Below are 21,023 nucleotides of genomic sequence, written 5' to 3'. Positions count from 1 at the left end.
CGGCCGTTCGAGGGACACTCCGGCCGAGCGGCGCGGGAGCACGGCGCCAGGGGTGAGGCGGCCGGCGACGCGTGCGGACGCCGGGGTCAGAAGCCGAAGTCCTGGGTCCACCACGGGCCGCCCGGGCCGAAGTGGACGCCGACGCCGAGGGTCCGGTACTCGCAGTTGAGGATGTTGGCGCGGTGGCCGGGGCTGTTCATCCAGGAGTCCATGACGGACTGGGCGTTGGCCTGGCCGCGGGCTATGTTCTCGCCGCCGAGGTCGGCGATGCCCTCCGCCCGGGCGCGGTCCCAGGGCGTATGGCCGTCCGGGTCGGTGTGGTCGAAGAAGCCGCGCTCGGCCATGTCGTCACTGAACCGCTGTGCGAGTCCGGCCAATTCCTTGTCCGCGGTCACCGGCGAGCAGCCCGCCTGGGCGCGTTCCTGGTTGACCATCGCCAGGACCTGGGCCTCGGCGGACGTCTTCGCGTCGGGGGTCTTCGACGGGGCCGCGGTGCGCGGGGGCGCGTCGGCGGACGGGCGCTCGGTGGGCTCGGCGGAGGGCCGCGAACCGGTCTCCCGGGTGGGGGATTTGGTCGGCCGCTGCGGGGACGGGGACGTGGACGGCGTCATGGGGGTGGACGGGCGTTCGCTGCGCGGGGCGGTGGGGCGGCCGCCGCCGCGGCTCGCCGTGTCGGTGGCGCGGTCGGTCGGGGTCCGCGAGAGGCCGCCCATCGGCGCGGTGGTCTCCGGCAGGGCGCCGGCGCGGACCCGGTCTCCCCGGCCGTCATCGCCCTCGCCGTCGAACTGGCCGCCGCCGGGGATCAGTCCGGAGGCGACCGCCACGGCTCCCATCGCCACCGCGGCGGAGGCGCCGAGCAGTCCGGTGCGTACAGGGGGCAGACCGCGGTCGCGCGCCGCGCGGTGCGAGCGGTGCCGGGCCGCCGGGGTCGGCGCGCCGTGCCGGACAGCTGTCGGGGCGTCAAAAGCCTCCGCACTCGGGGCTTCGGGCGTCTGGGGAGCAGAGCGTCGGTGGCGGCCCATCCGCTGTCGTCCTTCCCCCGGTGCAAGCACCGGCTCCGCTGGAGCGGCTACCGCCGCACAGCTTCCCTCGGCGTCAAGGAAACTCACCCGAACGGGTGAGTCTCGCTGACGGGGGACTGTACGCCATGGTCCAAGGGGGCGACGTGCCCGTTGAGCAATTGGCCGGTTAACGTGCACACATGAACGAAGATGTCCGTGTGACCGCGTGGGTGCGTGGTCAGGTCCAAGGCGTCGGCTTCCGCTGGTTCACCCGCGCCAACGCTCTTCGCATCGGCGAACTCGCCGGATTCGCGGTCAATCTCGGCGACGGCCGCGTCCAGGTGGTCGCCGAAGGGCCGAAGGACCACTGCGATCAGTTGCTGGAGTGGCTGCGGACCGGAGACACGCCCGGGCGGGTCGACGGAGTCACTGAGATCTGGGACACGCCCAGGGGCGGCTACGACGGCTTCGAGATCCGCTGACACGGCCCGCCGCGGGCCTCCGCAAGGCCATCGCAGGCGATCTTGCCGGTGTGTCTTTGTCAGCCGCTTACGGGAGATAAGCCCTGGTGGTTGCCAACTCGGCCGACCCGTGCAAGGCTGCCGCTGTACGGATGATCTCCACGCCCCCGCGGGACCTTTCTGGGGAGTCGGCGCAGAGCCCTCGCGGCCGCGCACTCTCAGGTGCCCGAGGATACGGGGCGTGATCGTGTTGACCGTCAAACCGTTTGGTGAGACTCTGGAATCCCCGCGCACCTTAGCTGTTTGGCATTGAGTACACCAGAGAATGACAAGCACCGCGGGTGCGAATCCCTCACGACCCACACCGCTTCGGTCGGTCACTCATTGTGGAGGACCATCCATCATGGCAAAGGCGCTTCTCGGTTACGTCGGCGGCTCCGACCCCCGAGTCCTCTCCGAGATGCGACGGCTTCAGCAGCGCGTTCAAGACCTCGAATCCGAGCTTATCCGGATGCAGGCCGAGAACGACATGCTGTCCGCTGCCGCACGTCGCGACGACTCGATGCTCGACATCGACGTACCCCAGGCGGAGCCCGCGCTCACCTGACCCCCACCCCAGGGCCGGTAGGGCTGCTCGCCAGCCGCTTGAGGCACCGCTCTCTTCAAGATCTGCAAGGGACGCTTCGGCGTCCCTTCGTCGTTTCCCCGCCCGCCTTTTCCGGCACTTCGATCGCGTACCCAGCGGCCATTTCGGCCGTGCCGCCCCTTCCTTACCGCAACATGTGCCCTTCGCTTTCCTTGGTGAAACCGAAAATGAACGGCGCGGATACCCGGGGGACGTACGGCGCCGGCGACCGCACCCGGAATGTTGGGGCCGCCCGCCGGGAGGGGGCCGGTAGAGTCCAACGGCGTGCATCTCAAGAGTCTGACCCTGCGAGGCTTCAAGTCCTTCGCCTCCGCCACGACGCTCCGGTTCGAGCCGGGTATCACCTGCGTCGTGGGCCCCAACGGTTCCGGCAAGTCCAACGTCGTGGACGCGCTGTCCTGGGTCATGGGCGAGCAGGGGGCCAAGTCGCTGCGCGGCGGGAAGATGGAGGACGTCATCTTCGCCGGGACGACCGGGCGGCCGCCGCTCGGCCGTGCCGAGGTCTCGCTGACCATCGACAACTCCGACGGTGCACTGCCGATCGAGTACGCCGAAGTCACCATCACCCGGATCATGTTCCGCAATGGCGGCAGCGAGTACCAGATCAACGGGGACACCTGCCGACTGCTCGATATCCAGGAATTGCTCTCCGATTCCGGTATCGGCCGGGAGATGCACGTCATCGTCGGACAGGGGCAGCTGGATTCGGTGCTGCACGCCGATCCGATGGGCCGGCGGGCGTTCATCGAGGAGGCGGCCGGCGTCCTCAAGCACCGCAAGCGCAAGGAGAAGGCGCTGCGGAAGCTGGACGCGATGAAGGCCAACCTCGCCCGCGTCCAGGACCTGACCGACGAGCTGCGCCGCCAGCTCAAGCCGCTGGGGCGGCAGGCCGCGGTGGCCCGGCGCGCCGCCGTCATCCAGGCCGATCTGCGCGACGCCCGGCTGCGGCTGCTCGCCGACGACCTGGTCGCCCTGCGCCGGGCGCTGCGCGCCGAGATCGCCGACGAGGCGGCCCTCAAGGAGCGCAAGCAGGCCGCCGAGGAGCGGCTGCGCACCGCCCAGCAGCGGGAGGCGGCGCTGGAGGAGGAGGTCCGTACGCTCAGCCCGCGGGTGCAGCGCGCGCAGCAGACCTGGTACGAGCTCTCGCAGCTCGCCGAGCGGGTGCGCGGCACGATCTCGCTGGCCGAGGCGCGGGTCAAGAGCGCCACGGCGGCCCCGCCGGAGGAGCGGCGCGGGCGCGACCCCGAGGACATGGAGCGCGAGGCGGCCCGGATCCGCGAGCAGGAGGCGGAGTTGGCGGCCGCGCTGGAGGCCGCGAGCCGGGCGCTGGAGGACACCGTCGAACACCGTGCCGGGCTGGAGCGGCAGTTGGCGGACGAGGAGCGGCGGCTGCGGGACGCGGCGCGCGCCATCGCCGACCGGCGCGAGGGCCTGGCCCGGCTGAGCGGACAGGTCACCGCGGCCCGCGGCCGGGCCGCCTCCGCCCAGGCGGAGATCGGGCGGCTGGCCGAGGCCCGGGACGGCGCCCGCCGGCGGGCGGCCGCCGCCCAGGAGGAGTACGAGCAGCTCAGGGCCGAGGTCGAGGGGCTGGACGCGGACGACGAGGAGAGCGCGGCGGCCCATGACGCGGCCCGTCGGGAGCTGGCGGAGGCGGAGGCCGCGCTGGGCGCCGCGCGTGAGGCGCTGACCGCGGCCGAGCGCAAGCGCGCCGCGACCGCCGCCCGGCACGACGCACTGGCGCTCGGGCTGCGCCGCAAGGACGGTACGGGGGCCCTGCTGGCGGCGGCCGACCACCTCGGCGGGCTGCTCGGCCCGGCCGCGGAGCTGCTGGCCGTCACCCCCGGCTTCGAAATCCCGGTCGCGGCCGCCCTCGGTGCGGCCGCGGACGCCGTCGCCGTCAACGGGCCGGCCACCGCCGCCGACGCCATCCGGCTGCTGCGCAAGCAGGACGCGGGGCGCGCGGCGATGCTGCTGGGGGACGGCCGGAGCCGCGGCGGCGGCGCCACCGGGCTGGTGCCCGGGCCCGCGCGGGCCGTGGAGGAGGCGGCCACGGAGGCGGTGGAGGCCGTTGCGGTGTCGGCGAGGGCCGGGAGCGCTGGGACTGCTGGGGCACATGGTGCCGGTGATGCTGGTGGTGCCGGTGATGCCCCTGAGACCGCCGTACACCGTGTCCCCGGCCCGCGCTCCGCGCCCGTGGCGGCCGGTGAACTGATCAAGGGGCCGCCGGAGTTGACCGCCGCGGTCGCCCGGCTGCTGCGGGACGTCGTGGTCGTCGGGACGCTGGAGGACGCCGAGGACCTGGTGGCCGCGCGGCCGGAGCTGGTGGCGGTGACCGGTGAGGGCGATCTGCTCGGGGCGCACTTCGCGCAGGGCGGCTCCGCCGGAGCGCCGAGTCTGCTGGAGGTGCAGGCATCCGTCGACGAGGCGGCGGCCGAGCTGGAGGAGCTGGCGGCGCGCTGCGAGGAGCTGGCCGAGGCGCAGCGGGCGGCCGGGGAGCGCCGTACGGAGTGTGCCGCGCTGGTCGAGGAGTTGGCCGAGCGGCGGCGGGCGGCGGACCGGGAGAAGTCGAAGGTCGCCGGGGACCTGGGGCGGCTCGGCGGGCAGGCGCGGGCCGCCGCCGGCGAGGCCGAGCGCTCCGCCGCGGCGGCCGCCAGGGCCGAGGAGGCGCTGGTGCGGGCCACCGAGGAGGCCGAGGAGCTGGCCGAGCGGCTGGCGGTGGCCGAGGAGGAGCCGGGCGCCGGCGACGAGGAGCCCGACACCTCCGTGCGGGACCGGCTGGCGGCCGACGGGGCCAATGCGCGGCAGACCGAGATGGAGGCCCGGCTTCAGGCGCGTACGCACGAGGAGCGGGTGAAGGCGCTGGCCGGACGGGCGGATGGGCTGGACCGGGGGGCGCGCGCCGAGCGCGAGGCACGGGCGCGGGCCGAACGGCGGCGCGCCCGGCTGCGCCACGAGGCGGAGGTGGCCGGGGCGGTCGCCTCCGGGGCCCGGCAGCTGCTGGCGCATGTCGAGGTGTCGGTCGTACGGGCCGACGGCGAGCGGGGCGCCGCGGAGCGGGCCAAGGCCGAGCGGGAGCAGGCGCTGGTGGCCGAGCGCAACGTCTCCCGGGAGCTGAAGGCCGAGCTGGACAAGCTGACGGACTCGGTGCACCGCGGCGAGGTGCTGGGCGCGGAGAAGCGGCTGCGGATCGAGCAGCTGGAGTCCAGGTCGCTGGAGGAGCTGGGGGTGGAGCCGGCCGCGCTGGTGTCGGAGTACGGCCCCGAGCAGCCCGTACCGCCGTCGCCGCCGGCCGAGGGCGAGGTGCTGCCGGAGGACCCCGACGATCCCCGCAACCAGCCGGTGGCCTTCGTGCGCGCCGAGCAGGAGAAGCGGCTCAAGGCGGCTGAGCGGGCGTATCAGCAGCTCGGGAAGGTGAACCCGCTGGCGCTGGAGGAGTTCGCGGCGCTGGAGGAGCGGCACCAGTTCCTGAGCGAACAGCTTGAAGACTTGAAGAAGACCCGGGCCGACCTGCTTCAGGTGATCAAGGAGGTCGACGAGCGGGTGCAGCAGGTCTTCACCGAGGCGTACCACGACACCGCGCGGGAGTTCGAGGGCGTCTTCTCCCGGCTCTTCCCGGGCGGCGAGGGACGGCTGGTGCTGACCGATCCGGACGACATGCTGGCGACCGGGGTGGAGGTCGAGGCGCGCCCTCCGGGCAAGAAGGTCAAGCGGCTGTCGCTGCTGTCGGGCGGTGAGCGGTCGCTGACCGCGGTGGCGCTGCTGGTGTCGATCTTCAAGGCCCGGCCCAGCCCGTTCTATGTGATGGACGAGGTCGAGGCGGCGCTGGACGACACCAATCTGCAGCGGCTGATCCGGATCATGGAGGAGCTGCAGGAGAGCTCCCAGCTGATCGTGATCACGCATCAGAAGCGGACGATGGAGGTCGCGGACGCGCTCTACGGGGTATCGATGCAAGGGGACGGCGTATCGAAGGTCATCAGCCAGCGGCTGCACTGACCACGAATAGGAATGCCTGTGATGTCCCTCTTTGTCCCGCCGTTCGTCCCCCTTGTTGATCGCAGGGAGTGTCCGACACTCCATCAGTTCACAACTTGAACGAATGCCACCTCAGGTAACCAAGAAACAAAATCATTCCGCGGTATTGACTTCGAAACTTGAAGGCATAGTCTCTGCAACGTTGCTTTTACCTTCAAGTGGTGGGTACCCCCAACCTATGCACCACTAGAAGGGCCAGCCCCCTACGCCCGGCAGCGCAGCCGGGCCACTGGAGTTCACGTTGACCAGCACCGCGCAGCCGACGGTCCCGGAAGGCCGTAAGGCCCACCCCGAGCACCTCGGCCATGTCATCTTCATCACCGCGGCTGCCGCGATGGGCGGCTTTCTCTTCGGCTACGACAGTTCCGTCATCAACGGTGCCGTCGAGGCGATCCGCAGCCGCTACGACGTCGGGTCCGCCGTACTCGCCCAGGTGATCGCCGTCGCGCTGATCGGCTGCGCCATCGGTGCCGCCACCGCCGGCCGGATCGCGGACCGGATAGGCCGCATCCGTGTGATGCAGATCGCCTCGGTGCTCTTCACCATCAGCGCCGTCGGTTCGGCCCTGCCCTTCTCCCTCTGGGACCTCGCCTTCTGGCGGATCATCGGCGGTTTCGCGATCGGTATGGCCTCGGTCATCGGCCCGGCCTACATCGCCGAGGTCTCGCCGTCCGCCTACCGCGGCCGGCTCGGCTCGTTCCAGCAGGCCGCGATCGTCGTCGGCATCGCCATCTCCCAGCTCGTCAACTGGGGCATCCTCAACCTCGCCGACGGCAAGCAGCGCGGCACGCTCGCCGGCCTTGAGGCATGGCAGTGGATGCTCGGCGTGATGGTCGTCCCGGCGGTGCTCTACGGTCTGCTCTCCTTCGCGATCCCCGAGTCGCCGCGCTACCTGATCTCCGTCGGCAAGGTCGACCGCGCCAAGGAGGTGCTCGCCGAGGTCGAGGGCCACAGCGTGAACCTCGACACCCGGGTCGCCGAGATCGACCAGGCGATGCGCAGCGAGCACAAGTCCACGTTCAAGGACCTGCTCGGCGGCAAGATGGGCTTCCTGCCGATCGTCTGGGTCGGCATCGGCCTCTCGGTCTTCCAGCAGCTGGTCGGCATCAACGTCGCGTTCTACTACTCCTCGACGCTGTGGCAGTCCGTCGGCATCAACCCCGAGAGCTCGTTCTTCTACAGCTTCACCACGTCGATCATCAACATCATCGGCACCGTCATCGCGATGATCTTCGTCGACAAGATCGGCCGTCGTCCGCTGGCGCTGATCGGCTCGGCCGGTATGGCCGTCTCGCTCGCGCTGGAGGCATGGGCCTTCTCCGCCAAGACCGCCGCCGGTACGCTGCCGGCCGCCGAAGGCACCGTGGCCCTGATCGCCGCGCACGTCTTCGTGCTCTTCTTCGCGCTCTCCTGGGGCGTCGTGGTCTGGGTCTTCCTCGGCGAGATGTTCCCGAACAAGATCCGCGCCGCCGCGCTCGGCGTCGCCGCCTCCGCGCAGTGGATCGCCAACTGGGCCATCACCGCCAGCTTCCCGAGCCTGTCCGACTGGAACCTCTCGGGTACGTACGTGATCTACACATTCTTCGCCCTGCTCTCGATCCCCTTCGTGCTGAAGTTCGTGAAGGAGACGAAGGGCAAGGCGTTGGAGGAGATGGGCTAACCCCCCGCCAGTCCTTCTCCTCAGTACTGGCTGCTGCCCCGGGTCCCAAGGCGACCCGGGGCAGCAGTCTTTGTGTCGGCACCGGGGTCCTCGCGCCCGCCGGTCCCGGTCGTCCGGAACGCCCTGCGGTACGCCGCCGGCGTGGTGTGCAGGGCCTGCTGGAAGCGGCGGCGGAGGTTGGTCGCCGAGGACAGGCCGACCCGCAGCGCGATCGCCTCGACGGTCAGATCGGTCTCCTCCAGCAGGGCGCGGGCCGCCCCGATACGGCGGCCCAGCAGCCACTGGCCGGGGCTGGTGCCCAGCTGCCCGGCGAACCGGCGGGCGAGGGTGCGCGGGGAGACCCGCAGCCGGCCGGCCAGGTCCTCGACCGACAGCGGCTCGGACAGCCGGCCGGCCGCCCACTCCAGCAGCGGGGCCAGCGACCGGTCCATGTCGAGCGCCGGATCGACGCCCTGCGCGGGAGGCGACGCCGCGTACTGGATCTGGTCCCCCTCGCGGTGCGGCGGCATGACCATGTGGCGGGCGATCCGGGCGGCATGGGCCGCTCCGTGGTCGCCGCGCACGAGATGCAGGCACAGATCGACCCCGGCCGCGGCGCCGGCGCTGGTCGCGAGGTCGCCGTGGTCGACGTACAGCACGGCCGGATCCACCTCCACACGGGGGAAGCGCGCCGCCAGTTCGGCCGCCCGCTTCCAGTGGGTGGTCGCCCGGCGCCCGTCCAGCAGCCCGGTCTGGGCCAGGGCGAACGCCCCGGAGCAGATGCTGACCAGCCGGGCGCCGCGGGCATGCGCCGCGAGCAGCGCCCGGCGCACCGCAGGCGGCAGCGGCGCGTCCGGTGGGGTCCAGCCCGGGATGACGACGGTGTCCGCGGTCCGCAGCGCGGACAGGCCCGCGCCCACCAGCATGTCGTAGCCCGCCGTCGTCCGTACCGGGCCCGGCTCCGGAGCGCACACGCGGAAGTCGTAGTGGGCGGGCAGCCCGGGGCGGCGGGTGCCGAAGACCTCGGCGGCACAGCCGAGTTCGAAGGTCGACTGGGGCGGGGACACCAGCGCCACCACGCGGTGCGCGGGGGCGTGCGGTGCGGCGTCCCGGGGTGATCCGGTCATGGCAGGAAAGTACTCCAGGACGTCATTTCTGACACTGGGGGAGTGCGTCCCGACCGGCCAGGGTGGAGGCATGAGCGACATACACACCAACCATCCGACGACCGCGCCCGCCGGCGGGGTGGGCGGCACCGCGGGCTACGCATGGGCGGCGCTGGACGACGCCCCCGTCAAGGAGCTGTTCCCCGGCATCCGCGCCCGGCCCCTGTGGACCGGCGCCGACGGGGCGAAGGCCCAGGTCCTGGAGATGGACCCGGGCAGCCGCTGGGAAGGCGTCGATGTGCACGAGCCGGGCCCCGAGGAGGTCTTCGTGCTCTCGGGCACCTTCCACGACGGCGACCGCGACTACCCGGCGGGGTCCTTCCTCCACGCGCCGGCCGGGTCCTGGCACATACCGCAGTCGGCGACGGGCTGCCGCCTGTTCGTCTTCTACCCGGAGGGCTGAGCGGCCGCCCCGCCTCCGGGGCCGCGCCGTCGCACCGCGCCGGGCGTCAGTCCTTGAGGCGGGGCAGCACCCGCTCGGCGAACAGGTGCAGTGAACGCCAGCCCTCGTCGACGGGCATCCCGCCGCACAGCGGGTGCAGGATCAACGGGCCCCGGGCGCCCGTCTCCTGGGCCAGTTTCACGCACTCGTCCGGGGTGAGGACGCGGTAGACGCCCTCCTCGCGCAGCGCTTCGGCGTCCCGCGCGCTTGAGCGCACCGCGGAGCGGGTGCCGGCGGACTGCCAGGAGGCGTACGTCCGCGCCTCGTGCAGCAGATGGCCGCCGTACTGGGCCCACGTCCGGTCCGGGTCCTCGGACAGGTGCAGCAGCGAGGTCCGGTCCGGCGGCTGCAGCACCCAGCCGTCGGTGCCGAAGGCCGCGCGCTGCTCGTGGTAGTAGGCCGCCAGCTCGGGGAGGTGGGCGCTGGGGAAGAGCGGCAGCCCCAGGCGGGCGGCGCGCCGGGCCGCGGCGCGGGAGCTGCCGCCGATCAGCAGCGGCGGATGCGGCCGGGTGTACGGGCGCGGGGTCACCCGGACCGTACGCCCCTGATAGGTGAAGGGTTCGCCGGTCCAGGCGGACAGCAGCGTCGCCAGCACCTCGTCCTGGAGCGCGCCCCGGCGCCGCCAGTCCTTGCCGTGCGCCGCGTACTCCTCGGGCCGGTAGCCGAGGCCCGCGACGGTGGTCAGCCGCCCGCCGCTGAGCAGGTCGAGCGAGGCGAGGTCCTCGGCCAGCCGCAGCGGGTCGTGCAGCGGGGTGATCAGCGCGGAGACGGTGACGCCGATCCGGCGGGTGGCGCCGAAGACGGCGCCGGCGAAGGTGAGCGGCGAGGGCATCCAGCCGTTGGTGGTGGCGTGGTGCTCCTCGGTCTGGACCATCGTCAGACCGCGGTCGTCGGCGAAGGCCGCCATCTCGACGGCGGCGCGGTAGCGCGCGGTCAGCGCGGCGGGCGTGGGGGAGGGGTCGACGAGGTTGAAGCGAACGACGGTCATCCAACGGGGCGGCGCGAAGCGACTCGTTGAGGGGTGGTGGTCGGGCGACGGGTGGGAGGGCAGGGCTGACATGGCAAACGTCCCCTTCGCCAAGAACGGTTGGCGAAGGGGACGTTAGCTGACGTGGCGTCAGTTCACTAGGGGCGTGATCCGGCCGCCGCGTCGGCCGGGGGCGGCGGGGGTCAGCCCACCTCGGCCGTCCGGCGGGCCTCGGCGCCCGGCGCCTCGACGGCCGCCGGCACGTTCTCCCTGGGCGCCGGCAGTACGGCGAAGACCAGCGCGGCGATGGCGATCGTGGCCGCCCAGCCCAGGCCGTTCTCGCCGATCCAGGTGCCGGCCAGCGGGCCGGTGAACCACTGGACCTTGGTGAAGCACAGGCCCGCGACGAGCGCGACCGACCAGGCGGTCATGGCCTGCCAGCAGAAGCCGCCGACGTACCAGTAGCGGCTGGTGCGGCCGGTGTTCATCAGGCCCTCGGCGTCGTAGCGCACCGCCAGCCTGCGGCGCCGCGCCATGTCGATGCCGTAGACGCCGATCCAGGCGGAGAAGGAGACCGCGAGCAGCGTCAGGAAGGCGATGAACTGGCCGATGAAGTCCTTGGCCACCAGCATCATGAACAGGCCGCCGACCAGGCTGATGGCGGCGTTGATGCTGACCGCCATGGCGCGCGGCAGCTTCACGCCCATGGTCTGGGCGGTGAAGCCCGCGGAGTACATCGACAGGCTGTTGATCAGCATCATGCCGATCAGCGCGGTGATCAGGTACGGAATCGCGATCTCGCGCGGCAGGACCTGGCCGAGGAACGACATCGGGTCGGTGTTCTGGTTGGCCAGCGACGGGTTGCCGACGGCCATCACGCCACCCATGATCACCATCGGTATCAGCACCAGGGCCGCGCCGGAGATGGTGGTGCCGACGATCTTCTTGCCGGAGGCGGAGTGCGGCAGGTAGCGCGCGAAGTCCGGGCCGGTGGGGACCCAGCTGATGCCGCCGGCGGCGATGGTGCCGATGCCCGCGATCATCAGGGTGGCGCTGCCCGGCGACTTGGAGAGGATGTCGCTCCACGGCATCTTGACGATCAGATGGACCAGGACGACCACGCTGATCGCGCTGAACAGGTACGTCGAGTACTTGTTGCACAGGTTCAGCGCCTTGCGGCCCAGACCGCTCACCAGGAAGGTGCAGGCGACGAAGCCGAGCAGCGTCACGACGATCAGGACGTTGTTCGCCTTGATGCCGAACACCAGGTTCAGCACGGTCAGGATGGCGTACGCGCCGGTGACCGCGTTGATCGTCTCCCAGCCGAAGCGGGCGACCCACAGGATCGCGCCCGGGAAGTAGTTGCCCCGCACGCCGAAGGCGGCGCGGGAGAGCATCGCGCCCGGAGCGCCGCCCCACTTACCGGAGACCGACAGCAGGCCGACCATGCCGAAGGAGACGGCGGAGGCCACGGCGGCCACGATCAGGACCTGCCAGAAGTTCAGCCCGTTGTTGATCACCAGGGAGGCGCCCATGGTGAGCAGCAGCACGCTGATGTTGGCGGCGACCCAGGTGGGGAAGAGCTCGCGGACCCGGCCCCGGCGCTCGTGGTCGGGAACCGGCTCGATGCCTCGGGTCTCGACGGCGCCTTCGGTCTCGGCAGTGGATGCGGACGTGGTGCTGGTGTCCATGAGTGCAGGTATCTCCGTGCGGGGATCTGGGGCACCCCCGGAGCGGGAGGTGCAGGCAGCGGCTGTGATGCCCGGCCAGAATGCGATTGCCAGGACTCTACGCGCGTTGCGCGGCCGTCCACCATCGTACTTTGATCCAACTTCTGCCACTGTGCGCTGTTGGACCCGTTGACGAGGACGAGTGTGACCCATGCTCGTCGAAGGGTCCAGTCCTACCGCTTTGACCAGGTTTGATCAGCCGGAGGCCGGGACGGGACGCCGCTGGCCGACCCGGTGGTCCGCCCGCCGCAGCAGCTCCCCCGCGTCATCGACCGGCGGTGAGATCCACGACTCGTTGATGGCGCGCTTGAGGTCCTTGGCGAAGCCCGCGGGCCCCTCGCGCAGCGTCCGGTCCCAGCCGCTGGTGGCCACCGCACCGGCCTCGCCGAGGTCCAGGCAGGTCGCGTACGGGTCGGGGGCGAAGTCCGCCGGCGGCAGACCGAGCAGATCGGCCGCGGCGTTGTGCCCGGCCACCTTGCCGAGCGGGGTGGCGTGCTGGCAGCTCTGCGGCAGCGGGTGGCCGCCCTGGTCGGTGGCCGCCGCGGTGTCCCCGGCCGCGTAGACGCCCGCCACGCCGCGCACCCGCAGCGCGCCGTCCACGGCGAGCCGCCCCAGCGCGTCCCGGGGCGCCGGGATCTGCGCGGTCAGCGCGCTCGCCCGCATCCCCGCGGTCCACACGGCCGTACGGGCCGGCAGGGTGCCGCCGTCCGACAGGCGCACCGCGCCCTCGTCCAGGCCGGTGACCGTGGTGCCGAGACGGCGCTCGACGCCCAGCTCGTCCAGCGCCCGGGTGATCACCGGCCGGGCCGCTGCGCCCAGGCCCTCGCCGACCACCGCGGCGCGCTCCACCAGCACCACCCGCACCTCGTCCGCCGCGCCGTGGGGCGCCGCCAGTGCCCGCAGCCGGCCGACGAGCTCGGTGGCGAGCTCCAGCCCGGTGAAGCCGGCGCCGACGACCACCGCGGTCCAGCGGCCCGGTCCGTCCGGCGCCTCGGGCAGTGCCCGCAGATGCCCGGCCAGCCGTACGGCCGCCGGGAGGGTGTCGATGTCGTGCAGCAGCGCGGCGCCGGGCAGCTCGGGCCGGACCAGCGCGCTCCCAGTGGCGAGGACCAGGCGCCGGTAGGCCACCTCGGTGCGGCCGCCGTCGGCCGCGAGGGCGGTCACCCGGCGCCGGCCGGTGTCGACCGCGGTGGCCCGGGCGGCGATCCGCCGCACCCCGACCGGGCCCAGCACCCGGTCCAGCGGCACCCGCATCCGGGCCGGATCGGCCTGGTAGAGGCGCGGCCGCAGTACCAGGTCCGGGTCCGGGGTGAGCAGCGCCACGGTGCGGGTCGCGGGCCCACCGCCGTGCGCGCGCAGCAGCCTGGTCGCCGCGGCGGCGCTCCACAGCCCGGCGAAACCGCCCCCCAAAACCAGGACATCAAACATCCGGATTCCCCTCCCACCGCTCCGCGGGCCTGTCCCGGGGAGTGAATCAGGATGCTACACATCCAGATTCAATCCGGATATCCAGAATCCAGGTTCGGCGCGTGCGGTCCCCCTCGGCGAGGCGTGACTGATACTGGAGGGGTTATGGAATTCGTCATCCTTGCTGTAGTCATCGCCGTGGTCGTGCTCGGCGCGATCAGCGGGCTCGTCGTCAGCGGCCGCAAGAAGAAGCAGCTGCCGCCGCCCCCGCCGGCTGCCCCCAAGCCCTCCGTCACCGCGCCCCCTGCCGAACCGCATGTCGGCGAGGAGGCCGAAGCCCCCCGCGACGAAGACCGTCGCACCATCGAAGAAGTCGCACTGCCCACCGCCGAGGCCCCCGAGGCCGAGGCCCAGGCGCCGGCCGCCGAGCCCGAGGCGCCCGCCGCGCCCGCGATCGAGGTGCCCGAACCCACCGCCGGGCGCCTGATCCGGCTGCGGGCCCGGCTCTCCCGCTCCCAGAACACCCTGGGCAAGGGCCTGCTGACCCTGCTGTCCCGCGAGCACCTCGACGAGGAGACCTGGGAGGAGATCGAGGACACCCTCCTCACCGCCGACGTCGGCGTCGCCCCCACCCAGGAGCTGGTCGACCGGCTGCGCGAGCGCGTCAAGGTTCTCGGCACCCGCACCCCCGACGACCTGCGCGCCCTGCTGCGCGAGGAACTGCTCACCCTCATCGGGCCCGACTTCGACCGCACCGTGCACACCGCCAACGGCATCGGCAACGGCGGCGACGAGATCCCCGGCGTCGTCATGGTCGTCGGCGTCAACGGCACCGGCAAGACCACCACCACCGGCAAGCTCGCCCGCGTCCTGGTCGCCGACGGCAAGTCCGTCGTCCTCGGCGCCGCCGACACCTTCCGTGCCGCGGCCGCCGACCAGCTGCAGACCTGGGGCGAACGGGTCGGCGCCCGCACGGTCCGCGGCCCCGAGGGCGGCGACCCGGCCTCCATCGCCTTCGACGCCGTGAAGGAGGGCATCGCCGAGTCCGCCGACGTCGTCCTGATCGACACCGCCGGCCGGCTGCACACCAAAACCGGCCTGATGGACGAGCTGGGCAAGGTCAAGCGGGTCGTCGAGAAGCACGGCCCGGTCGGCGAGGTGCTCCTCGTCCTGGACGCCACCACCGGCCAGAACGGCCTGGTGCAGGCGCGGGTCTTCGCCGAGGTCGTGGACATCACCGGCGTGGTGCTCACCAAGCTCGACGGCACCGCCAAGGGCGGCATCATCGTCGCCGTCCAGCGCGAACTGGGCGTCCCGGTCAAGCTCGTCGGGCTGGGCGAGGGCGCGGACGACCTGGCGCCGTTCGAGCCGAAGGCGTTCGTCGACGCCCTTATCGACTGATCCCGCCTCCAGGGCGCCACGCCCCGGCCGCCCTCGGCCTCCGCACCCGCACCCCGCGGGGACGGAGGCCGCGGTCGTCTCCGGGCCGTGCGGCACTCTTGGATCATGACATTACGCCTCACCGCCCCGGCACGCACCGGCGCGGAACGACTCCCCGACGGACGGCTGCTGGGCTGGGCCGAGTGGGGCCCGGTGGACGGCACACCGGTGCTGCTCTCCCCGGGCGCGGCCACCAGCCGGCGGCTGGGATTCGGCGCCGACGCCGTCGAGCCGCTCGGCGTCCGGCTGATCAGCCTGGACCGGCCCGGCCTGGGCGCCTCCGCACCCCGTCCCCGCCGCACCCTCGCCTGTTTCGCCGCGGACATCCGGGAGTTCACCGCCCGGCGCGGCCTGCACCGGCCCGCCATGGTCGGCAACTCGCAGGGCGCGCCGTTCGCCCTGGCCTGCGCCGCACAGGACGTCATCGGGGCGCTGGCGGTGGTCTCCGGGGCGGACGAGGTCGCCGACCCGAGGTTCGCCGGCCGGCTCCCGGACGAACTGGCCCGCCTCGTCGGACTCGCGGTGCACGAACCGGACGCCGCGGAGCGGCTCTTCGCCGAGTTCACCCCCCAGGACATGTGGAACATGGTGCTGGCCGGCGGCCCGGACTGCGATCGCGCGCTCTACGAGGAGCCCGCCTTCGCCGCCGCCTACCAGGAGGCGCTGCGAGAGGGCTTCGCACCCGGGCCGCAGGGGTACGCCCGGGACACCGTGCTGGCCATGGGCCGGTGGGGCATCGCCCACGACGCGATCACGATCCCGGTGGACCTGTGGTACGGCGCCGAGGACACCGGCCACTCACCGGACCAGGGAGCCGGGCTCGCGCTGCGGATCCCCGGAGCCGTCCGGCACCTCGTGCCGGGCGTCGGGGGTGCGGTGCTGTGGACCCACGCCGAGGCCGTCCTGCGTACGCTCCTCGACCGCGCCCGGCGGGCGGCGGCGGTCGGCGGGCGATGAGGCGCCGCCGGGGCCCGCGATGTCCGGTCGCTCCCCGCGGTGCGCGGGAGCAGCGCCGGCTCACGCGCACAGACGGGCGCAGACGTACGCCAGCGTGCCCAGGAGCAGTCGCGCCTGCGGCGGACGGTCCGCTGCGTCCAGGTCCGGCGGGCGCAGCCAGCGCATCGGGCCCTGGCCGCCGTGGTCGGACGGGGGAGCGGTGATGTGGTCGCCGGGGCCCAGCGGGCGCAGGTCGAGGGCCGCGTCGTCCCAGCCCGTCCGGTAGAGCAGATCGGGGAGTTCGGCGGCCGCGCCCGGCGCGACGAAGAACAGCGCACGGCCGGTCGGGGTCGCGGCCACCGGGCCGAGCGGCAGGCCCATCCGCTCCAGGCGCGCCAGCGTGACGCGGCCCGCGACCTCCGGCACGTCGAGGATGTCGAACGAGCGGCCCACCGGGAGGAGGATGGCGGCGCCCGGCGTCTCCGCCCACGCCGCGGCGGCCTTCTCCAGGGTGGCGCCCGCCGCCAACTCCTCGCCCAGGGCCAGCGGATGGGCGCCGGGGGAGGGGCATTCGGCGACGCCGCACGAACAGTCCGTACGGCCGCCTCCGGCGCGGACCGCACGGGCACCGGGGGCGACGTCCCAGCCCCACAGCCCGGTGTACTCCGCCACCGCCGTGATCTCGGTCGAGCGGACGCGGCGCCGGGAGGCGGAACGCATCTCCCGGATGCCGCCGATCGTGAAGCCCATGCCTCCTCCAACGGGTGGTGCGTGCCAGTGGTTACGAGTCGGCGGGTTGACGTCGGGGCGCCCTGCACGCTCCGTCGACGGCCCGAAACGGCGGTGGCGTGACGTGGCGCGCCGGGTGGTGCGGGGTGAACCGCGAGCCCTTGCGTGCTCCGTTCCGCCCGGCCGTACGCGACCTGTGTCAAGTCAATCGTGAGAGCTGGCCGGGCAGTTCATTCGAAGGGGTGGCGAATGGTGGCGTTTCCGCAATCGCCCTCGCGGGGGGCGTGATCGTAGGATTACTTTCAGTGCACGAACCCCCGAGAGGCATCATTCGCACGGGTATGCCGGTGGCAACGCACCGGTAGAGCACAGGCCAAAAGGTGTGGCCGGAATCCGTGATCGGGTAGATGTACCCCGGACAGGCGTCGCAACGGGCGGCGGCCTGCGGGTGGTTCGCAGTGAGCACCAGGCACGCACCAGGTACCGAGTACAGCAAGTACCAAGGCACCAGGCACCAAGGCAGCTATCGGGAGGGGCTTCCAGTGGGCGGCAACGGCGGCACGGGCGGCACCGACGCCGTCAAACAGCCCAACGCGCAGTTGGGTTCGTGGTTCATGCGCAGCGGCTGGTCCAAGGGCGAGCTGGCACGACAGGTCAACCGCCGGGCGCGCCAGATGGGCGCCCACCACATCAGCACCGACACCTCGCGGGTGCGCCGCTGGCTCGACGGCGAGCAGCCGCGCGAGCCCATTCCCCGGATCCTGTCCGAGCTGTTCTCCGAACGCTTCGGCTGCGTGGTCGGCGTCGAGGAGCTGGGGCTGCGCTCCGCGCACCAGTCCCCGTCCGTCTCCGGCGTGGACCTGCCCTGGGCCGGCGCCCAAACGGTCGGCCTCATCAGCGAGTTCTCCCGCAGCGACCTGATGCTGGCGCGCCGCGGCTTCCTCGGCACCTCCCTGGCGCTCGCCGCCGGCCCCAGCCTCATCGAGCCGATGCAGCGCTGGCTGGTGCCCGTCCCCGCGAGCCAGGCCGGCCCGGAGGAGCCCGAGCGGGCCAGGCGCCCCGCGCGGCTGTCCAAGCCGGAGCTGGACCTCCTGGAGTCGACCACCGCGATGTTCCGCCAATGGGACGCGCAGTGCGGCGGCGGGCTGCGGCGCAAGGCGGTCGTCGGCCAGCTCCACGAGGTCACCGACCTCCTCCAGGAGCCGCAGCCGGCGCCGGTCGCCAAGCGGCTCTTCAAGGTCGCCGCCGAGCTCGCCGAGCTGGCCGGCTGGATGAGCTACGACATCGGGCTCCAGCCGACCGCGCAGAAGTACTTCGTGCTGGCGCTGCACGCCTCCAAGGAGGCCGGCGACCGCCCCCTGGGCTCGTACATCCTCTCCAGCATGAGCCGGCAGATGATCCACCTCGGCCGGCCCGACGACGCGCTGGAGCTGATCCACCTCGCCCAGTACGGCAGCCGGGAGACGGCGACCCCGCGCACCCAGGCGATGTTGTATGCGATGGAGGCCCGCGCCTACGCCGGCATGGGCCAGCCCAGCAAGGTCAAGCGGGCCGTCCGGATGGCCGAGGACACCTTCTCCGACGTCCTGCCCGGCGAGCCCGAGCCGGACTGGATCCGCTTCTTCTCCGAGGCCGAGCTGAACGCCGAGAACGCCCACTCCTACCGCGATCTGGCCTATGTGGCCGGCCGCAGCCCCACGTACGCCTCGCTCGCCGAGCCCGTCATGGAGCGGGCCGTCGAACTGTTCGGCAAGGACGCCGAGCATCAGCGTTCGTATGCGCTCAACCTGATCGGCATGGCCACCGTCCGGCTGCTGCAGAAGGAGCCGGTGGCCTGCGCGGAGATGGCGCAGCAGGCCATCCCCTTCGCCCGGCAGGTCCGCTCGGAGCGGGTCAACACCCGGCTGCGCAAGACCGTGGACACCGCCGCCCGGGAGTTCGGCGGCGTCGCCGAGGTCATCCAGCTCACCGACGAGCTCGCCCGCCAGCTCCCGGAAACCGCGGAAGCCGTCGGCTGACGGCATCCCCCACCACTCCGGCCGCGGCCGCCGCCCCGTACAGCCCGACTCGGCTCCCCCCTGCCAGTCATACGGGCGGCGTCCGCGGCCGGGCTGTTTTTGCGCCTGAGCCGGCGCCGCCTTCGCGGAGGGGGTTGCTCGCCGTGGGGGTGGCTCAATTGGCGGCTCGGGTGGGGGAGCCGACGGCCCGGGCGAACGATTCTGCGGGGTGAACGGGTGAATCGGGACTTACCGGCGCTGATCGCGGAGTTCATCGGGGCGTAACACGGGCGCCGTCTTCGTCACGGTGGCGAAACACCCGCAAGGTTTGGCCGAAACCACCCTGCGACAACCTCATCGCGAAGTCGGCCCACCAGAAACACGCCCGCACGGGCCGCATCGACGACGAGGAGACGCCGATGCCCCCAGGCATCCTGACGCTCGCAGCAGACAAGGTGACACTGAGCCCGGCGAACACCGGCTTCATGCTGATCTGCTCCGCACTGGTGATGGTCATGACCCCCGGACTCGCCTTCTTCTACGGAGGCATGGTCCGGGTCAAGAGCGTGCTCAACATGCTGATGATGAGCTTCATCAGCCTGGGCATCGTCACCATCCTCTGGGTCCTGTACGGCTTCGGACTCGCCTTCGGCACCGACAAGGGCAGCCTCATCGGCTGGGACGGCGACTTCGCGGGCCTGAGCGGCATCGGCCTGACCGAGCTGTGGGGCACGACCACCATCCCGGTCTATGTCTTCGCGGTGTTCCAGCTGATGTTCGCGGTCATCACGCCCGCCCTGATCAGCGGTGCCCTCGCGGACCGGGTCAAGTTCACTGCCTGGGCCCTGTTCATCGCCCTGTGGGTCACCCTCGTCTACTTCCCCGTCGCCCACTGGGTGTGGGGCGAGGGCGGCTGGCTCTTCCGCCTGGGCGTCATCGACTTCGCGGGCGGCACGGCCGTGCACATCAACGCCGGCGCCGCGGCGCTCGGCGCGATCCTCGTCGTCGGCAAGCGCATCGGCTTCAAGAAGGACCCGATGCGGCCGCACAGCCTGCCCCTGGTGATGCTCGGCGCCGGTCTGCTGTGGTTCGGCTGGTTCGGCTTCAACGCCGGCTCCTGGCTCGGCAACGACGACGGCATCGGCGCCGTCGCCTTCGTCAACACCCAGGTCGCCACCGCCGCCGCGATGCTCGGCTGGCTGGCGTACGAAAAGCTCCGGCACGGCTCGTTCACCACGCTCGGCGCGGCCTCCGGCGCCGTCGCCGGACTCGTCGCGATCACCCCGGCGTGCGGTTCGGTCAGCCCGCTGGGCTCCATCGCCATCGGCGTGATCGCCGGTGTGCTGTGCGCCATGGCCGTCAACCTCAAGTACAAGCTCGGCTACGACGACTCCCTCGACGTGATCGGCGTCCACCTGGTCGGCGGCATCGCCGGATCGCTGCTGATCGGCCTGTTCGCCACCGGTGGTGTGCAGAGCAAGGCCAAGGGCCTGTTCTACGGCGGCGGCTTCGAGCAGCTCGGCAAGCAGACCGTCGGTGTGGTGTGCGTACTGCTGTACTCCCTGGTCGTCTCCTACGTCCTTGCCAAGGTCATCGACCTGGTGATGGGCTTCCGGGTCGGTGAGGACGAGGAGATCACCGGCGTCGACCAGGCCGAGCACGCCGAGACGGCGTACGACTTCGCCGGCGCCGGCGGTGGCTCCGCGCCCCGCACCGGACCCGGACTCGGCCAGGCACTGAACAAGAAGGTGGACGCGTGAAGCTCATCACTGCAGTAATCAAGCCGCACCGGCTGGACGAGGTGAAGAACGCCCTGCACGCCTTCGGTGTGCACGGCCTGACCGTCACCGAGGCCAGCGGCTACGGCAGACAGCGCGGGCACACGGAGGTGTACCGAGGTGCCGAGTACACCGTCGACCTGGTGCCGAAGATCCGCATCGAGGTGCTGGTCGAGGACGCCGACGCCGAGGAACTGGTGGACATCGTCGTCAAGGCCGCCCGCACCGGCAAGATCGGCGACGGGAAGGTGTGGACCGTCCCCGTCGACGACGCGGTGCGGGTGCGCACCGGCGAACGAGGGCCGGACGCCCTGTAACCGGCTCGTGGTCCGGCTCCGGCCCCGCGGTGGCATCCGCCGCAGGGGGCGGAACCGGACCGGTGACGCCCGTGCGGCGGATGGCTGCCGGGCCGGGCACCGGACCAGACTGGCCATGCTGACGGGCAGGTCGCACGACGACGGTCGGTAACATGCCGTCCGGAACTAATTACTCTCCGTAATCGTTGCCGGAACATAAGGAGGCGTCACGAGGCAGGCAAGGGGCGCCGCTAGGCGGGCAAGGGGCGCTGCGAGGCATGCAAGGAAGCACCGCTACGCACGCAGTGAAGCACCGCTAGGCACGCAAGGAAGCACCGCTAGGCAGGCAAGGA

16 protein-coding genes are annotated in these 21,023 nt (G+C 72.2%); 10 read left to right on the top strand and 6 right to left on the bottom strand.

Translation table 11 applies throughout. The features are described 5' to 3' along the window. Positions 1-86: 86 nt before the first annotated feature. Positions 87-1,022: a CAP domain-containing protein gene (locus ACZ4NB_RS23980; protein ID WP_467664566.1), complete on the bottom strand. Its 936-nt coding sequence runs from the start codon at positions 1,020-1,022 to the stop codon at positions 87-89. A gap of 179 nt (positions 1,023-1,201) precedes the next feature. Here ACZ4NB_RS23980 and ACZ4NB_RS23975 point away from each other — a divergent pair, with 179 nt between their 5' ends. From ACZ4NB_RS23975 to ACZ4NB_RS23960, 4 genes are all read left to right on the top strand, one after another. Continuing rightward, the gene (locus tag ACZ4NB_RS23975; protein ID WP_393493870.1) at positions 1,202-1,483 is read left to right on the top strand and encodes an acylphosphatase; all 282 of its coding nucleotides are present in this window, start codon (positions 1,202-1,204) and stop codon (positions 1,481-1,483) included. Positions 1,484-1,865: 382 nt separating this feature from the next. Then, positions 1,866-2,069, top strand: coding sequence for a hypothetical protein (locus ACZ4NB_RS23970; RefSeq protein ID WP_006602857.1), 204 nt, complete (start codon positions 1,866-1,868; stop codon positions 2,067-2,069). 303 nt (positions 2,070-2,372) lie between these two features. Continuing rightward, entirely contained in the window at positions 2,373-6,104 is a 3,732-nt protein-coding gene (locus ACZ4NB_RS23965) for a chromosome segregation SMC family protein (RefSeq protein ID WP_467664564.1), read from the top strand. Between the two features lie 280 nt (positions 6,105-6,384). Then, positions 6,385-7,803 (top strand): sugar porter family MFS transporter, encoded by a 1,419-nt coding sequence (locus ACZ4NB_RS23960; protein WP_467664562.1) that lies wholly within the window; start codon positions 6,385-6,387, stop codon positions 7,801-7,803. 20 nt (positions 7,804-7,823) lie between these two features. Here ACZ4NB_RS23960 and ACZ4NB_RS23955 read toward each other — a convergent pair whose 3' ends face one another. Next, positions 7,824-8,909, bottom strand: a complete 1,086-nt coding sequence (locus tag ACZ4NB_RS23955; protein WP_467664560.1) for a helix-turn-helix domain-containing protein — start codon at positions 8,907-8,909, stop codon at positions 7,824-7,826. Between the two features lie 70 nt (positions 8,910-8,979). Here ACZ4NB_RS23955 and ACZ4NB_RS23950 point away from each other — a divergent pair, with 70 nt between their 5' ends. Further along, a complete protein-coding gene (locus ACZ4NB_RS23950) occupies positions 8,980-9,351 on the top strand; it encodes a cupin domain-containing protein (protein WP_467664558.1) in 372 nt (123 codons plus the stop codon). Positions 9,352-9,397: 46 nt separating this feature from the next. On the opposite strand, the gene ACZ4NB_RS23945 is transcribed toward ACZ4NB_RS23950, so the two are convergent. From ACZ4NB_RS23945 to ACZ4NB_RS23935, 3 genes are all read right to left on the bottom strand, one after another. Next, positions 9,398-10,378, bottom strand: a complete 981-nt coding sequence (locus tag ACZ4NB_RS23945; RefSeq protein ID WP_467664634.1) for an LLM class flavin-dependent oxidoreductase — start codon at positions 10,376-10,378, stop codon at positions 9,398-9,400. A 182-nt stretch (positions 10,379-10,560) separates the two neighbouring features. Then, entirely contained in the window at positions 10,561-12,048 is a 1,488-nt protein-coding gene (locus ACZ4NB_RS23940) for a purine-cytosine permease family protein (protein ID WP_467664556.1), read from the bottom strand. Between the two features lie 234 nt (positions 12,049-12,282). After that, positions 12,283-13,515, bottom strand: a complete 1,233-nt coding sequence (locus ACZ4NB_RS23935) for an NAD(P)/FAD-dependent oxidoreductase (RefSeq protein ID WP_467664554.1) — start codon at positions 13,513-13,515, stop codon at positions 12,283-12,285. A 144-nt stretch (positions 13,516-13,659) separates the two neighbouring features. Between ACZ4NB_RS23935 and ftsY the strand changes: the two genes are divergently transcribed. Together ftsY and ACZ4NB_RS23925 are read left to right on the top strand one after the other, a co-directional pair. Beyond that, on the top strand, positions 13,660-14,895 hold the full coding sequence (gene ftsY / locus ACZ4NB_RS23930) for a signal recognition particle-docking protein FtsY (RefSeq protein ID WP_467664552.1): 1,236 nt from the start codon (positions 13,660-13,662) through the stop codon (positions 14,893-14,895). Positions 14,896-15,000: 105 nt separating this feature from the next. Next, positions 15,001-15,891 carry an alpha/beta fold hydrolase gene (locus ACZ4NB_RS23925; RefSeq protein WP_467664550.1) on the top strand — a complete coding sequence of 297 codons (891 nt, stop codon included), beginning with the start codon at positions 15,001-15,003 and terminating at the stop codon, positions 15,889-15,891. Between the two features lie 60 nt (positions 15,892-15,951). On the opposite strand, the gene ACZ4NB_RS23920 is transcribed toward ACZ4NB_RS23925, so the two are convergent. Then, positions 15,952-16,620, bottom strand: a complete 669-nt coding sequence (locus tag ACZ4NB_RS23920) for a bifunctional DNA primase/polymerase (protein ID WP_467664548.1) — start codon at positions 16,618-16,620, stop codon at positions 15,952-15,954. Positions 16,621-17,141: 521 nt separating this feature from the next. Between ACZ4NB_RS23920 and nsdA the strand changes: the two genes are divergently transcribed. From nsdA to ACZ4NB_RS23905, 3 genes are all read left to right on the top strand, one after another. Next, on the top strand, positions 17,142-18,617 hold the full coding sequence (gene nsdA / locus ACZ4NB_RS23915) for a transcriptional repressor NsdA (protein WP_467664632.1): 1,476 nt from the start codon (positions 17,142-17,144) through the stop codon (positions 18,615-18,617). A 398-nt stretch (positions 18,618-19,015) separates the two neighbouring features. Further along, entirely contained in the window at positions 19,016-20,356 is a 1,341-nt protein-coding gene (locus ACZ4NB_RS23910; RefSeq protein ID WP_467664546.1) for an ammonium transporter, read from the top strand. Then, the gene (locus ACZ4NB_RS23905; protein ID WP_384433646.1) at positions 20,353-20,691 is read left to right on the top strand and encodes a P-II family nitrogen regulator; all 339 of its coding nucleotides are present in this window, start codon (positions 20,353-20,355) and stop codon (positions 20,689-20,691) included. Before ACZ4NB_RS23910 ends, ACZ4NB_RS23905 begins: the two co-directional genes overlap by 4 nt. The last annotated feature ends 332 nt before the right edge of the window (positions 20,692-21,023 follow it).

The sequence above is a fragment of the Streptomyces sp. NPDC026575 genome (assembly GCF_055567415.1).
Note: the sequence above shows the minus strand (reverse complement) of the source record. Positions and strands in the feature narration are given on the sequence as shown.